Annotated in this window: 12 protein-coding genes and 3 pseudogenes; 10 read left to right on the top strand and 5 right to left on the bottom strand. The window is 68.9% G+C overall.

What is annotated here, in order from left to right; all coding sequences use genetic code 11:
- Positions 1-306: 306 nt before the first annotated feature.
- Both ACQEXA_RS49970 and ACQEXA_RS49965 read right to left on the bottom strand, forming a co-directional pair.
- A complete protein-coding gene (locus ACQEXA_RS49970; RefSeq protein WP_433133212.1) occupies positions 307-1,185 on the bottom strand; it encodes an IS3 family transposase in 879 nt (292 codons plus the stop codon).
- 29 nt (positions 1,186-1,214) lie between these two features.
- The gene (locus ACQEXA_RS49965; RefSeq protein ID WP_432940867.1) at positions 1,215-1,544 is read right to left on the bottom strand and encodes a transposase; all 330 of its coding nucleotides are present in this window, start codon (positions 1,542-1,544) and stop codon (positions 1,215-1,217) included.
- Positions 1,545-1,670: 126 nt separating this feature from the next.
- Here ACQEXA_RS49965 and ACQEXA_RS49960 point away from each other — a divergent pair, with 126 nt between their 5' ends.
- The 4 genes from ACQEXA_RS49960 (at position 1,671) to ACQEXA_RS49945 (ending at position 4,879) form a co-directional block, all read left to right on the top strand.
- On the top strand, positions 1,671-1,877 hold the full coding sequence (locus tag ACQEXA_RS49960) for a hypothetical protein (RefSeq protein WP_433133210.1): 207 nt from the start codon (positions 1,671-1,673) through the stop codon (positions 1,875-1,877).
- Positions 1,870-2,850, top strand: coding sequence for a DUF5131 family protein (locus ACQEXA_RS49955; protein ID WP_433133208.1), 981 nt, complete (start codon positions 1,870-1,872; stop codon positions 2,848-2,850). The genes ACQEXA_RS49960 and ACQEXA_RS49955 overlap by 8 nt, the downstream gene beginning before the upstream one ends.
- A 596-nt stretch (positions 2,851-3,446) precedes the next feature.
- Entirely contained in the window at positions 3,447-4,556 is a 1,110-nt protein-coding gene (locus ACQEXA_RS49950; protein WP_432920492.1) for a transposase, read from the top strand.
- 26 nt (positions 4,557-4,582) lie between these two features.
- Positions 4,583-4,879 (top strand): hypothetical protein, encoded by a 297-nt coding sequence (locus tag ACQEXA_RS49945; RefSeq protein ID WP_432920495.1) that lies wholly within the window; start codon positions 4,583-4,585, stop codon positions 4,877-4,879.
- 76 nt (positions 4,880-4,955) lie between these two features.
- Here ACQEXA_RS49945 and ACQEXA_RS49940 read toward each other — a convergent pair whose 3' ends face one another.
- The gene (locus ACQEXA_RS49940; protein WP_432920489.1) at positions 4,956-5,282 is read right to left on the bottom strand and encodes a PH domain-containing protein; all 327 of its coding nucleotides are present in this window, start codon (positions 5,280-5,282) and stop codon (positions 4,956-4,958) included.
- 88 nt (positions 5,283-5,370) lie between these two features.
- On the opposite strand from ACQEXA_RS49940, the gene ACQEXA_RS49935 reads away from it, so the two are divergent.
- The 6 genes and pseudogenes from ACQEXA_RS49935 to ACQEXA_RS49910 form a co-directional block, all read left to right on the top strand.
- A complete protein-coding gene (locus ACQEXA_RS49935; protein WP_432920486.1) occupies positions 5,371-6,537 on the top strand; it encodes an IS630 family transposase in 1,167 nt (388 codons plus the stop codon).
- 156 nt (positions 6,538-6,693) lie between these two features.
- Positions 6,694-8,115: a transposase gene (locus ACQEXA_RS49930; protein ID WP_433133206.1), complete on the top strand. Its 1,422-nt coding sequence runs from the start codon at positions 6,694-6,696 to the stop codon at positions 8,113-8,115.
- A gap of 26 nt (positions 8,116-8,141) precedes the next feature.
- Positions 8,142-8,738: pseudogene (locus tag ACQEXA_RS49925) on the top strand (DUF1643 domain-containing protein); the annotation flags it as partial.
- A 163-nt stretch (positions 8,739-8,901) separates the two neighbouring features.
- A pseudogene (locus tag ACQEXA_RS49920) lies at positions 8,902-9,363 on the top strand (VOC family protein); the annotation flags it as partial.
- Positions 9,302-10,279 carry a transposase gene (locus tag ACQEXA_RS49915; protein ID WP_433133204.1) on the top strand — a complete coding sequence of 326 codons (978 nt, stop codon included), beginning with the start codon at positions 9,302-9,304 and terminating at the stop codon, positions 10,277-10,279. The pseudogene ACQEXA_RS49920 and the gene ACQEXA_RS49915, both read left to right, overlap by 62 nt.
- Positions 10,280-10,300: 21 nt before the next feature.
- A pseudogene (locus ACQEXA_RS49910) lies at positions 10,301-10,508 on the top strand (integrase); the annotation flags it as partial.
- Between the two features lie 25 nt (positions 10,509-10,533).
- Here the strand turns inward: ACQEXA_RS49910 and ACQEXA_RS49905 are convergent.
- Both ACQEXA_RS49905 and ACQEXA_RS49900 read right to left on the bottom strand, forming a co-directional pair.
- Complete coding sequence (locus tag ACQEXA_RS49905; protein ID WP_432923530.1) at positions 10,534-11,460, bottom strand: ROK family protein; 927 nt, start codon at positions 11,458-11,460, stop codon at positions 10,534-10,536.
- Positions 11,457-14,516 (bottom strand): alpha-mannosidase, encoded by a 3,060-nt coding sequence (locus tag ACQEXA_RS49900; protein WP_432934958.1) that lies wholly within the window; start codon positions 14,514-14,516, stop codon positions 11,457-11,459. The genes ACQEXA_RS49905 and ACQEXA_RS49900 overlap by 4 nt, the downstream gene beginning before the upstream one ends.
- Positions 14,517-14,697 lie beyond the last annotated feature (181 nt).

Genomic DNA, 14,697 nt, shown 5'->3' with positions numbered 1-14,697 from the left:
CACGGCCTGCCGCACGACAGCGTCGTGTCAGGCCACGTTCCGTCGCCTACGGGACCCCCCGATCGGCCCGGGGCGGCCGTTGACCACGAGCCCGGCCGCCCCGGCTGCCACACCACCGCATCGCCACTAGATCCAAGCAGGAGACTCGATATGCGATTCAGCGCCCTTCGACGTGCGCTTGCCCGCGAAAGCAATCCCACCTGCACCCCTGACTGCGTCCAGGTACTGAAGAAGTACACGCAGTTGCGGCGCTTGGCCACGGAGCTCCACATCCCTCTGTCAATCCCCTCGAACTGTGGAGGCCTGCTAAGCGGCCAGCTCCAGGACGGAGTTAGCCCGGTGGTCGTGTTCGTAGTCGATCGGACTGCGGTAGCCGCACACGCTGTGTAGCCGATGGGTGTTGTAGAACCCGGTGATCCACGTGGCGATCTTCAGTCGGGCCTCGGTGCGGGTGGCGAAGGTGTGCCGGTGAACGTACTCGACCTTGAGCACGCTGTTGAACGCCTCGCTGACGGCATTGTCGAAACACGAGCCGACCCGGCCCATGGACTGGGTCACGCCCAGGCGGCGGCAGGTCCGCTTGAACCGGCGAGAGACGTATTCCGAACCCCTGTCGCTGTGGAAGATCACGCCCTTGACGTCGCCGCCTCGGGTGGCGGCGGCCATGTGCAGGGAGGCCACGACGAGTTCGGCATCATGGTGGGCGCTCATCGCGTAGCCGAGCAGGCGGCGTGAGAACAGATCGATCACGGTGGCCAGGTGGAGCTTCCCCTCGCTCGTGACGATCTCCGTCATGTCGCCCGCCCAGACCTGATCGGGTGCGTCGGCGGTGAAGTCACGGCGCACGAAGTCCGGGGCCGCGGCCCGCCTGCCGGGACGGGTGAGCCCACGCCTGCGGCGTATCTTGCGTCCGGCCAGGCCGAGTTCGGCCATGAGCTTGGCGACGGTGTTCACCGATACCCGCCATCCCTCCCGTATGAGCATGATCCAGATCTTCGGGGAGCCGTAGGTGCCGCCCGAGGCGTCGAAGATGTGCTTGATCGCGTCGGCCAGTTCCCCACGCCGCACCTCGCGCGCGGTGACGGGTCGATCCCGCCACTTGTAGAACCACGACTCCGACACGCCCAGCACACGGCACGCGAGGTTGTACGGAATGTTCTGCCCGGCCTTGCAGTCGCTGATCATCCTGGCCACCTGGGCCGGGTCCGCAGCAGCTACTTCACCCACAAGGCCATGCAGCGTTTGAAGACATCACGCTCCATCTCCAGCTCGCGGATGCGCTTGTTCTTCTCGCCCATCTCCCGCCGCAACCGCTCCAGCTCGGCGCGTTCGGCCTCCCGCAGCCGACCACTCGCCTCGGCCGGCGCGGGCCGGTCGGAGGAAGCCGAGCCGTTGCGGCGCCACCGCGAGACCCAGCTGTGCAGCGTGCCGGGATGGACCCCGAGTTCCTCGGCGACCTCCGGGATCGGCTTCCCCGTCTCGATCACGATGCGTACAGCACCCTCACGGAACTCAGCGTCGTACCTCTGTTGCTTGGACCCCATGAACCTCAACTTCCCCTGGTATCACGGACTCCACGCTACGAGGGGACCCTCACTCTGCCCAACAAGGCAGGTGGCTACGGCGAAATCGTGATTCAACGATGGACTCTCGGCACGGACCGATGGGCGGTGACGGATGGCGCCGCCCAGAGCCGGCGGGTGTGGGTCGACAACGACTGGCAACAGCTGTCCCGAGTCGGCAGCGCCGCCTTCATGTACGGGCTGGACGACGCAATGACCGTCGCCTACCAGGTCGCCGGGTACCAAGCCGCCGCCATCGAAGCTCAGGCAAACGCTCTCGGCGACCTGCCGCCCGAAGGCGGCCCTCGTGGGTGAAGGCAGCTCCATCGAATGGACCGAGAACACCTTCAATCCGTGGTGGGGATGCGCCCGGATCTCACCAGCTTGCCGAAATTGCTACGCCGACCGTGACGCCCGCCGCTGGGGCCAGGACCTCTTCCACCTCAACGGGCCACGCCGAATGATGTCGGACCGGTACTGGCAGGCACCGCTGAAGTGGAACCGCGAGGCCGAACGCATCGGTCTCCCCGCCAGGGTGTTCTGCGCATCCATGGCCGACGTTTTCGAGAGGCACCCGGGCGTCATCGACGCCCGTGAACGGCTGTGGCGCCTCATCGAGCAGACGCCCTGGCTGCGGTGGCAACTTCTCACGAAACGGCCCGAGAACATCGCGGCTATGTCCCCCTGGGGCGGCTCGTGGCCCCCGCACGTGTGGATCGGCGTCTCGGCCGAAGACCAGGAGCGCGCCGACCAGCGGATCCCGATCCTCCTGCAGGTCAAGGCGAGCGTCCGCTTCCTGTCATGCGAACCTCTCCTCGAGGACCTCGACCTGCACCCGTACCTCACCAACCGGTCCGCCGGCACCAACCCACACCCGGACGCTCCCGACGGGGCGGCTGTCGACGGCATGGAGCGCGTCGGCGGCCAATGGGTGCGCATCGAGTCCCTGCACTGGGTGATCGCTGGAGGTGAGTCCGGCCCTCGAGCCCGGCCGACGCATCCGAACTGGCTCCGCAGCCTCCGCCGTCAGTGCGCGGAGGCAGGCACCGACTTCTTCCTCAAACAGTGGGGCGAATGGGCACCCGCCGACGGGCTCACCGCCCGGATGCGGCCGCAAGCGCGACGGGTCCTCTTGCGAGACCAGGTTGACGGCCTAGGGCAGCCCGTCGAAATGATCCGCGTCGGGAAGAAGCTTGCTGGAGCCCTCCTGGACGGTCGGCCACACCGCGAAATCCCGCCACTCACTCGCACCAGGGTGCGCACGCCGTCCGAAGGAGAACCGCTATGAGTGGCCACACGCCCCTCCCCGAGCAGCGACTTGTCGCGATCGAAGGTCGCCTCAACGCCGTCACCGCGGGCACCTGACTGTCGACTCGGACTGGCAACACCGCAGTCGTCTGCGTCAACCGCACAACGCCGGAGGACCCCACTCATTCCAGCATCCTCTGGACGGCGGACTCGGCATCGGATGCTGACGCCGAGTTCACGGCCCACGCCCCGGACGACGTCCGGATTCTCATCGAAGAAGTCCGCCGCCTCAATGCCGAACTGGCGGGACCCAACGCCGAGGTACTCCGCGCAGCGGGCTGGGTTGAGTGCTCCCCCGAGTGGATTGCCGCCTACCCCGGCCAGTGCGCCAGTGCGGCACGCATCCCCGGCGGCACGGCCGTCTCGCACTGGCATCCGCAGCACCCCGAGCAACCTCGACTCGCCTCCTACCAGACCTGCCCAGTCTGCGGGGCTGGCTACGAGACCGGCACTAAGCTTGCGATTTTAGGACGTGAAGATCGTTTAGGTTTGGATTCTGCTGTTCGCCGGACATGGGAACGGCCTTCGGGTGACGCTGGGTTCTCGCCAGAGATCCAGCTGCACCAGAAGGCCGTGATGGACAGTCTGCAAGACACCCCTGCCCGCGTCGAGGCGTTGTCCGAGTTATCCAGGTTCCGTGCGGGTCTCCATGCCTGCTTCACCCGCCGCGGGGATGCCCTGTTCGAGTTGGCGGACGCGATGCTGTGCGCGCAGGGCCCGGTGCGATCACCGGTTGAGCTGTCCTTGGAGCCGGAGTTCCGCCGACGACACGGCTCTGTCTACGACGCCCTGGCCCATGGCCAGATAAGCAGTAGCCGCTTGCGGTACCTGCTGATCGGCCTGTCGGCCCCGGCCAGGGCGGGCGAGCCGCTGATGTTCGCGATCGACACCACTCCGCACGCGCGCCCCGACGCCGAGTACGCCGACGAGCGGACGATGGTGCAGGTCCGCGGCAAGGGCGGGGACCGCTGGCTGCCCGGCTGGCCCTACAGCCTGCTCGTCGGCATCCAGTGGGGGTCCTCCTCCTGGGTCGACCCCATCGAGGCACGCCGACTGCGGCCCGGCGAGGAGCACACCGACGTCACGATCGACCAGATCACCGGGCTGCTCAAAGACCTGACCGCGACCGGGAAGTGGCAGCCCGGCGACCCGCCGCCGCTGGTCCTGCTCGACGCCGGCAACTACGCCACCGACCTCACCCACGCCCTGGCCGGCCATGACGTGCAACTGCTGGTCCGGCTACGTGCCACCCGGGTCTTCTACCTCGACCCCCCGCCCCGGCGACCGGGCCAGATGGGCGCGCCGCTGCGCCACGGCGCGGAGTTCTCCTGTTCCGACCCCGCCAAACGACACGCCCCCGACTTCGAACGCACCGTGGAGTCCGAGCTGTACGGCACCGTGACCGTCCGCGCCTGGAGCGGACTGCACCAAAACTCGGCAGCACCGGCCGCTGGGCCAACTGGCCGCGGGACAAGCAGTTGCCGATCGTGCGCGGCACGGTCCTGCAAGTGGTCGTCGACCACCTGCCCGACGGCCGCAAGCCACCCAAGGACCTGTGGCTGTGGCACGCCGGCCCCGTTCCGGCCGACCCGGACCTGCTCTGGAAGGCCTACCTGCGGCGCTTCGACCAGGAGCACTTCCACCGCTTCGCCAAGTCCTATCTCGGCCTGGCCAGCGCCCACCTGAGCTCGGCGGCAGCCACCGACCGGTGGGTGTCCCTGACCATGGGCGCCTACGCCCAACTACGCCTCGCCCGCCACCTCGTGGACGACCTGCGCCGCCCCTGGCACCCAAGACCGGACCCGGGTAAGCCCCTCAGCCCCTACAAGGTCCGCCTCGGCTTCCGCCGACTCCGCGCACGCATCGGCACACCCGCCGACTCGCCGAAACCCACCCGCCCCGGCCCAGGCCGCCCGAAAGGCTCGAAGAACCGCCCGAAATCCAAGCGACCGCCCTACCGCAAGAGCGAACCGACCACCGTAAACACACAGAGTGACGACAGAAGCTAAAATCGCAAGCTTAGTGGTCCGTGCCGGAAGTCCTTCGGGGGTTGACGCGGGAGCCGACGTTGTGTGTATCGCCTGGTCAGGTGCCGAGTGCGGCGAGGTGGAGGTGGCAGGCGCAGTCGAGGGCGTCTTGGGGGGTGCCGGCGAAGCCGCCGGTGGGCAGGAGGGAGTCCTCGTAGCGGTCGCTGCTGGCGTAGTAGAGGGCGAAGCCCCACCTGCTGGCGGTTCCGCCGTAGCGCAGGCGCATCAGCGTGACCCGTTCGCCGTCCGCCAGTTCCGCCTCCACGTAGGCAAAGGCTCCGCGGTGACGGACGTGCAGCCGCCTGATCTGCGGCCAGGTGGTGCGGGCATGCTCGCCAAGGCGCTGCTCGAGTGAGAGCCGGGTGGACTCCGAGGGTGTGGGCATGGCAGCCATCCTGCCCGAGGGGCCGCAGGGCGGGGCACGGCAGGATACGGGCTGTCGTGATCCACTTCTCCCGATCGGCCGTCGTTGCATGCCCGTTGCCCCGGCCCGCCCGATAACCCTGACCGCCGCCGAGCGAAAGCGGCTGAAGAAGATGGCCTACGGCCACAAGACCGAGTACCGGCTGCGGATGCGCACGCACATCGTCCTGCACGCGGCACGCGGACGCTCCAACGCGCGTATCGCCCGAGAGACGGGCCTGCACCTGGACACGGTGCGCCTCTGGCGGAGCCGGTTCGCCGAACACGGCCTGCCTGGGCTGTCCGACCGTGAACGCAGCGGCCGTCCGCCGGTGTTCACCGCGCTGCAAGTCGCCGAGGTCAAGGCCCTGGCCTGCCATCTGCCCGCCGAGACCGCCACGCCGTTATCGCGCTGGTCATGTCCGGAACTGGCCCGCGAGGTGGTCGCCCGGGCCATCGCCGGATCGGTCTCCGCCTCCACCGTGCGGCGCTGGCTCAAGGACGACGTGCTCAAGCCCTGGCAGCACAGGTCGTGGATCTTCATCCGCGACCCGGACTTCCGCACCAAGGCCAGCCGCATCATGGACCTGTACGCCCGCGCCTGGGACGGCGTTTCACTGCGCGAGGACGAGTACGTGATCTCTGCGGACGAGAAGACCTCCATCCAGGCCCGCTGCCGCTGCCACCCCACCCTGGCCCCCGGCCAGGCCCGGGCGATGCGCGTCAACCACACCTACGAACGCGGCGGCGCCTTGGCCTACCTGGCCGCCTACGACGTTCACCGGGCGAAGGTGTTCGGCCGCTGCGAACCCACCACCGGCATCAACCCGTTCATGAATCTGGTCACCCAGGTCATGAGCCAAGAGCCGTACGCCAGCGCCGAACGCGTCTTCTGGATCGTCGACAACGGCTCCTCCCACCGCGGACAGAAGGCCATCGACCGTCTGACCCGCGCCTTCCCCAACGCTGTCATGGTCCATACCCCAGTCCACGCCTCCTGGACGAACCAGGTGGAGATCTTCTTCTCGATCGTCCAGCGCAAGGTCGTCTCGCCCAACGACTTCACGGACCTCAATCAGGTCCGGGATCGGCTCCGATCTTTCGAAGACCGCTACAACGCCACGGCACAGCCGTTCCAGTGGAAGTTCACCACCTCCGACCTGGACAATCTGCTGGCCAGACTCGACCGGCATACCGCCGATCACCAGGAAGAATCCTCCGTCGCCAAGGCAGCGTGATCAACCCCCGAAGGACTTACGAACTCGACCACTAAGCTTGCGATTTTAGGACGTGAAGATCGTTTAGGTTTGGATTCTGCTGTTCGCCGGACATGGGAACGGCCTTCGGGTGACGCTGGGTTCTCGCCAGAGATCCAGCTGCACCAGAAGGCCGTGATGGACAGTCTGCAAGACACCCCTGCCCGCGTCGAGGCGTTGTCCGAGTTATCCAGGTTCCGTGCGGGTCTCCATGCCTGCTTCACCCGCCGCGGGGATGCCCTGTTCGAGTTGGCGGACGCGATGCTCTGCGCGCAGGGCCCGGTGCGATCACCGGTTGAGCTGTCCTTGGAGCCGGAGTTCCGCCGACGACACGGCTCTGTCTACGACGCCCTGGCCCATGGCCAGATAAGCAGTAGCCGCTTGCGGTACCTGCTGATCGGCCTGTCGGCCCCGGCCAGGGAGGACGAGCCGCTGATGTTCGCGATCGACACCACTCCGCACGCGCGCCCCGACGCCGAGTACGCCGACGAGCGGACGATGGTGCAGGTCCGCGGCAAGGGCGGGGACCGCTGGCTGCCCGGCTGGCCCTACAGCCTGCTCGTCGGCATCCAGTGGGGGTCCTCCTCCTGGGTCGACCCCATCGAGGCACGCCGACTGCGGCCCGGCGAGGAGCACACCGACGTCACGATCGACCAGATCACCGGGCTGCTCAAAGACCTGACCGCGACCGGGAAGTGGCAGCCCGGCGACCCGCCGCCGCTGGTCCTGCTCGACGCCGGCAACTACGCCACCGACCTCACCCACGCCCTGGCCGGCCATGACGTGCAACTGCTGGTCCGGCTACGTGCCACCCGGGTCTTCTACCTCGACCCCCCGCCCCGGCGACCGGGCCAGATGGGCGCGCCGCTGCGCCACGGCGCGGAGTTCTCCTGTTCCGACCCCGCCAAACGACACGCCCCCGACTTCGAACGCACCGTGGAGTCCGAGCTGTACGGCACCGTGACCGTCCGCGCCTGGAGCGGACTGCACCAAAAACTCGGCAGCACCGGCCGCTGGGCCAACTGGCCGCGGGACAAGCAGTTGCCGATCGTGCGCGGCACGGTCCTGCAAGTGGTCGTCGACCACCTGCCCGACGGCCGCAAGCCACCCAAGGACCTGTGGCTGTGGCACGCCGGCCCCGTTCCGGCCGACCCGGACCTGCTCTGGAAGGCCTACCTGCGGCGCTTCGACCAGGAGCACTTCCACCGCTTCGCCAAGTCCTATCTCGGCCTGGCCAGCGCGCACCTGAGCTCGGCGGCAGCCACCGACCGGTGGGTGTCCCTGACCATGGGCGCCTACGCCCAACTACGCCTCGCCCGCCACCTCGTGGACGACCTGCGCCGCCCCTGGCACCCAAGACCGGACCCGGGTAAGCCCCTCAGCCCCTACAAGGTCCGCCTCGGCTTCCGCCGACTCCGCGCACGCATCGGCACACCCGCCGACTCGCCGAAACCCACCCGCCCCGGCCCAGGCCGCCCGAAAGGCTCGAAGAACCGCCCGAAATCCAAGCGACCGCCCTACCGCAAGAGCGAACCGACCACCGGTAAACACACAGAGTGACGACAGAAGCTAAAATCGCAAGCTAAGTGCAGCACCTGCGCATTCAACGCCCGCATGGCCATCGAGACGCAGCAGCCCCACCACCCCCGCACAGTCCGCTACCCGTCGGCCAGCGCGGCCGCCCCACTGTCGAACCCCGACCACGAAGAAGAGGACCCAAGATAGTGACGGCCTTACCGCCCGTGTCCCTCGAACTGCGGCGGTCCGCAGTTCTCTCCCCTTGCGGCCGCTACCGCCGTCTCCTCGTCCGCGAGTGGGGTGACCTGGGAAAGACCGCGGTCTTTGTCCTGCTCAACCCGAGCACCGCCGACGCCCAAACCGACGACCACACCAGCAGGCGCTGCATCGCCTTCGCCCACGCTTGGGGCTGCTCGGCGCTGCACATCGTCAACCTGTACAGCTGGCGGGCCACCCACCCACGCGACCTATGGACCGCAAAGGACCCGGTGGGACCTGAGAACGACGACTACCTTTGCGCAGCGGCCGCCGTCGCCCGGGAGACAGGTGGCCCCCTCGTCGCAGGGTGGGGCAATCACGCGAAGCCCGATCGTGTCGCCGAGGTCCTCGCCCTGCCCGGGATGCAAGGCATCCACGTCCTCGCCGTCACGCGGGCCGGGAACCCCCACCACCCTCTCCGTCTCACCAACTCCCTCACTCCGGCCCCCTGGAAGCCGTCCATCGCCGCGGCGACCGGACGCAACGCCCCGACCCCGTGTCAGCTGAGCGTCGTAGTCAGCCGGCCCCGCCTCCCCGACGTACGTATCGGACCGTTCGACTTGGCTGTAGCTCTCCTGCGGCGCGCAGCACGCCGACGTCGGCCAGGGACCGGACGCATCCCATGTGGTGCTGGCCGATCCCGAGGGCAACGAGTTCTGTGTCATCGAACCGGGCAACAATTTCCTCGCCGGCTGCGGCTTCATCGGATCGCTCGCCTGTGATGGTTCGCAGGCCGTGGGCTACTTCTGGAGCGCGGCACTGGGCTGGCCGCTGGTCTGGGACCAGGACGAGGAGACCGCCATCCAGTCGCCGAACGACGGCACGAAGATCACGTGGGGCGGTCCGCCGCTCATGCCGGACCCCGGCAAGGACCTGCACTTCGACCTCGCGCCGGACGACGATCAGCAAGCCGAAGTCGAGCGCCTGCTCTCCCTCGGGGCGAAGCGTCTCGACCCCGCCCACGGCAGGGATGGCGCTGTGCTGCTGGCCGACCCTGACGGCAACAACTTCCGCGTGCTCAGGCGCCGGTGAAACCGGAACCGACAAGAGCCGCGGTGGCGGTTGCTACTGGGAGGAGCGCAGCACAGAGCCGGACAGGCCCCGTCACCAAACGGACAGCTCAACGCGTCCCACGAGGAGAGCTACACCCATCTGGGAACGCACCCGCACCTTCCAACGGCTGCGCAGCACGCTGCGCGAGCACTTCCCCGCCGCTCTTGACGCCTACGCGGACCTGACGCTGACCAGCACGGATGCGCTGGAACTGCTGATCAAGGCGCCTACCCCGGCGGCCGGGGCGAAGCTGACCCGCACCCAGATCACCGCCGTCCTGGCCCGCGCCCGTCGGCGGAACCGGGACGCGAAAGCGGCCACGATCCAGGCCGCGCTGCGCGAACGGCAGCTCGGCCTGCCCGAGCCGGTCACCGCCGCCTACGCGGCCACCGCCACCGCCCACGCCCGTGTGATCATCGCGCTGAACGAGCAGATAGCCGCGATGGAGGAGCAGGTGAAGGCCCATTTTCGAGCGCACCCGGACGCTGAGATCTACCTCTCGATGCCCGGCATCGGACAGATCACCGGCGCGCGGGTGCTCGCCGAGTTCGGGGACGACCCCACCCGCTACGCCTCCGCCAAGGCCCGCAAGAACTACGCGGGCACCAGCCCCATCACCCGGGCCTCCGGCAAGAGCCACACCGTCCAGGCCCGCTACGTCCGCAACAACCGGCTCGCCGACGCCCTGCAAGCCCAGGCGTTCTCCGCGCTGCGGGCCTCACCAGGCGCCCGCCGCTACTACGACAAGCAACGCGCCCGCGAAGCCGACTACAACCCCGCGCTCCGCCAGCTCGGCAACCGCCTCGTCGGCATCCTCCACGGATGCCTCAAGACCCGCACTCTCTACGACGAAGCGACCGCCTGGTCGCACCACGCACAACCCCACGCCGCTTGACACTCAACGACATGGGGTGTCTCAACCGTCTGGGAGATCCTCCGCGAGCGCGGCATCCCACCCGCGCCGGAACCTAAGCACCACTTGGGCCAACTTCCTGCGCGGTCACGCCGAGGCGCTGCTTGGCTGCGATCTGTTCGAGACCCGTACCCTGACTTGGGCGCGCCGGTGCGTCTTCGCGGTGATTGTGCATTCCACCCGGCGTATCCGGAACCTGGGCGCCACCGCCTGGGGGGAGCGTAGCTCTGGTCTCCCTAAAGATCGCGGGCCAGGGCTGCAGCACCTATGATGCCGGCCTGCTCGCCCAGAGCTGCCGGGCGGACGGTGACGCCGCGGACGAAGCTGAGACGCGTGACCCTGTCGATGTGCGAGCGGAGCGGGCGGAACAGGACGTCACCGGCGTGGGCCACACCACCGCCGATGACGGCGAGCCGGGCCTCGGTGAGGTTGGCGACGGCACCGACGGCGACCGCAACGGCTCTGGCGGCGCGGTCGAAGGCTGCGAGGGCGATGGGGTCACCCGCGCGTGCGGCTTCGGCAACCGCCGCCGTGGTCGTAGCCCCCGAATCATGGGGGCGCCAGCCGTGACGCAGCGCCCACGCCAGGATCGCCGGCCCCGCGGCCGCCGTCTCCACACACCCCCTGGCCCCGCAGGGGCATTGCTCGCCGTCAGGCTCGGCGATGATGTGGCCAAGGTGTCCGGCGTTGCCGGTGGGCCCGGCGCACAGGGAGCCGCCGAGGATCAGGCCGCCGCCGACGCCCGTGGAGACTACGAGGCAGACCGCGTCCTGAGCCCCGGCGGCGGCACCGCGCCAGTGCTCGCCTGAGGCCATGGCCGCACCGTCACCGACGAGGCCGACTGGACGATCGTCGACCAGCGCCCGCACTCCTTCAACGAGCGGGAAGTCACGCCAGGCGGGAATGTTGATGGGACTCACCGTGCCCCGCGACCCGTCGAGCGGTCCGGCGCTGCCGATGCCGACGGCCCGGACCGCCGCCCATTCTGGGCGGGCCGCGAGTTCACCGATCACCTCACCCAGAGCGGCCATCACGAGGGCGGCATCCTCGCCGGCCGGGGTGGGGCGGCGGGCGCCGAAGAGAAGGGCGCCCGCCATGTCCGTGATCCCTGCCGCGATCTTGGTGCCGCCGATGTCGATCCCGGCCACCAGGGTGGGCTTCACCGCAATCCTCGTACGCTCAGCCGCAAGGTGACGATCTGGAACGGACGTAGCGCCAACTGGATCCCCTCGCCTGTGACTTCGTAGGCTCCGGGCTCGTCCAGCGGGCGTTCCAGCAGGTCCGTGGAGATGGCCGATTCCAGCTCGAACCCGGTGACCAGCCGTGCCCGGGCACGACCGCCGTGGGCTTCGTAGATCCGGACGACGACATCGCCCGAGAGGTCGTCGGCGAGCTTGACCGCCTCGATCACGACCGCCTCGTTGTCCACGGAGACCAGCGGAGCGACCTGTGCGGTGCCGGGGAGGGTCCGCTCGGGCAGGTTGAGGTGGTAGCCCTCGCGCACCGCGTCGGCGATGTCCGAGCCGATCACGAACGCGTACCGCAGCCGGTGACTGCCCTGGTCGGCCTCGGGGTCGGGGAAGCGCGCCGCACGCACCAGCGACAGCCGGACGGTGGTGGTGGTACCGCCGTCGGCACGCATGTCGCGGGTCACGTCATGGCCGTACGTCGAATCGTTGACCAAGGCCGCTCCCCAGCCGCGTTCACCGACGTGCAGGAAGCGGTGGGCGCAGATCTCGAACTTGGCCGCGTCCCAACTGGTGTTGGTGTGCGTGGGCCGCTGGACATGGCCGAAGGGGATCTCGGCGCTGGAGTGGTCGGCGCGCACATCGAGCGGGAAGGCGGCCTTGAGCAGCTTCTCCGTCTCGTGCCAGTCGATGCGCGTGTCGATGTCCAGGCGGCGGGCACCGGCGCGCAGGCTGAGCCGCTGCTCGACACGTGAGGCTCCGAAGGTCCGTACGACGTGCACGGCCGAGCCGGTGCTGTACACCTCGTCCGCGTCCGTCAGGTCGCGCACCGAATTGCGGTAGAAGGCTTCGATGTCCCAGGCGTCGTACTGATTGGGGAAGTCCTGGTGCAATTGGAGCAGGTTCGCGACGCTCCCGGGTGCGAGGGCCTCCCGCTCGGCGACGAGGTCGTAGGCGGAGGTCACCAGGCCGCGGGCGTCGATCGCGATGCGCACCAGGCCGTTGTCCAGGACGAAGCCGGCGCCCTCGCCGGCCGAGGGAGCGACCGCGTCGGTGTCCGCGGCGGCCTCCCGGGGCGCGGCTGCGAACGCGGCGATGCCGCCGCGGGCGTGCGGTGCGCCGTTGAACACCACCACGCTGTCGTCGGAGGCGGGCCCGGCCAGGGCACGCTGGGCCGTGTCGATCAGCCCGTTCAGCTCTTCGGTGACCTCGGCGTAGGTCTGCTCGGCCTCCTGGTGGACCCAGGCGATGGAGGAGCCCGGCAGGATGTCGTGGAACTGGTGCGTCAGCACGATCTTCCACAGCCGGTCCAGGGCCTCGTACGGGTACGGTGCCCCACTGCGCACCGCGGCGGTCGCGGCCCACAGCTCTGCCTCCCGCAGCAGATGCTCACTGCGCCGGTTGCCCTGCTTGGTGCCGAGCTGGCTCGTCAGGGTGCCTCGATGGAATTCCAGGTAGAGCTCGCCGACCCAGACCGGCGCGTCGGGGTATTCGGCATGGGCCTGGGTGAAGAAGTCGGCCGGCTTCTCGATGGCGATCCGGGCAGAGCCCTCCAGGTCGGCGAGCCGGGCGGCACGCGCCAGCATCTCCCGGGTGGGGCCGCCACCGCCGTCCCCGTAGCCGAAGGGGATCATGGAGCGGTTCGCGGCGCCCTTGTCCTGGAAGTTGCGGACGGTGTGGGCGATTTCCGCACCGGACAGTTCGCTGTTGTACGTGTCGACGGACGGGAAGTGGCTGAAGATGCGCGTGCCGTCGATGCCCTCCCACCAGAAGGTGTGGTGCGGGAACTTGTTGGTGGTGTTCCAGGAGATCTTCTGGGTGAGGAACCAGCGGACACCCGCGAGCTTCATCAACTGCGGCAGCGCCGCGTTGTAGCCGAAGGTGTCGGGCAGCCACATCTCCTCGGTCTCGACGCCGAACTCGTCGAGGTAGAAGCGCTTGGCGTGCACGAACTGGCGGGCGAGCGACTCACCGCCGGTGATGTTGGTGTCGGGCTCCACCCACAGGCTGCCGGTGGGCAGGAACTGCCCCGTTTTGGCCTTCTCCACCGCTCGGGCATACACCTCGGGGCGGGACTCCTTCAGCCAGGCCAGTTGCTGGGCCTGGGACATCACGAAGCGGAATTCCGGGTGGTCGTCCATCAGCGCCGTGACGTTGGAGACCGTACGGGCGACCTTGCGGACGGTCTCGCGCAGGGGCCACAGCCACGCGGTGTCGATGTGGGCGTGTCCGATCGCCGAGACGCGGTGCGCACTGGCGTGCGCGGGCGCGGCCAGAGCCGGGACCAGAACCCGGCGGGCGGCGGTGGCGCTGCCGCTGATGTCCTGCAGGTCGACGACGTCCATCGCGCGGTCGAGGGCCTTGAGGATCTGCCAGCGCCGCGGGGACTCCAGCGGCAGCTCACGCATCAGCTGGGACAGGACCTCTATGTCCTGCACGAGCTCCCACACCTCCTCGTCGAAGACGACGAGGTCCATCCGGCTGAGCACGTACTGGGGTTCACCGGTCGGGGCGTTCTCGTCGAGGAGCCAGGCCGCCCGGTCCCCGGCCCGCGTGGGGAGGAACTCGTTGCCCCAGGGCGGCAGGATGAGCGGGTTGGCGGCGGCCTCGATGAAGTACGTGAACGTCTCGCCGCCGGCCGCGGGCGCGGCGATCGGCACGTGCGTGTTGCGAGGGTTGAGTGCCTTGACCGCGCTGCCGTCCGGCCGGTAGATGAGCCCTTCGGCGGACATTCCCGGCGAGATGGTGTCGAAGCCGAGGTCCAGGATCGCCTCGACGGTTCGTCCGGCCCACTCCTCGGGAACGGTGCCGCTGACCTTGAACCATCGGGTGGCCCACGCGGGTCCCCACGGCTCACCGATCCGCGTGGGCCGGTAGGTCGCCGCCAGACCGATTTCGACCGGGACCGGTTCGCCGGGTACGTCCCACACTCCGACGTCGAGCGCGACGGACCGGGCGTGGACCGCGGGCCGGATGCGCTGGTTCAGCACCCGGTCGACGCGCCGCTCTGTGACTTCACGCTCGTCATGCAAGGTCATGCTCCGTTCATCTGGTAAGTCGCACTTCATGGCAGTGCTGTACGCGCTGCTCAGCGGGAATCCGGCCGCTCGGGCGCGCGGCGAGTTCGACCCGCGCCGTCACCGCTGGCCGTGCACGAACTGGTCCTGGATCACCTCGCGGCAAAGACTGATGGCCCCCTCGTTCTGGTCGTGC

The organism is Streptomyces sp. CA-106110, assembly GCF_050936285.1.
Classification (GTDB): domain Bacteria; phylum Actinomycetota; class Actinomycetes; order Streptomycetales; family Streptomycetaceae; genus Streptomyces.
The sequence above is the reverse complement of the archived record's forward strand: the minus strand, read 5'-3'. Positions and strand labels throughout refer to the sequence as shown.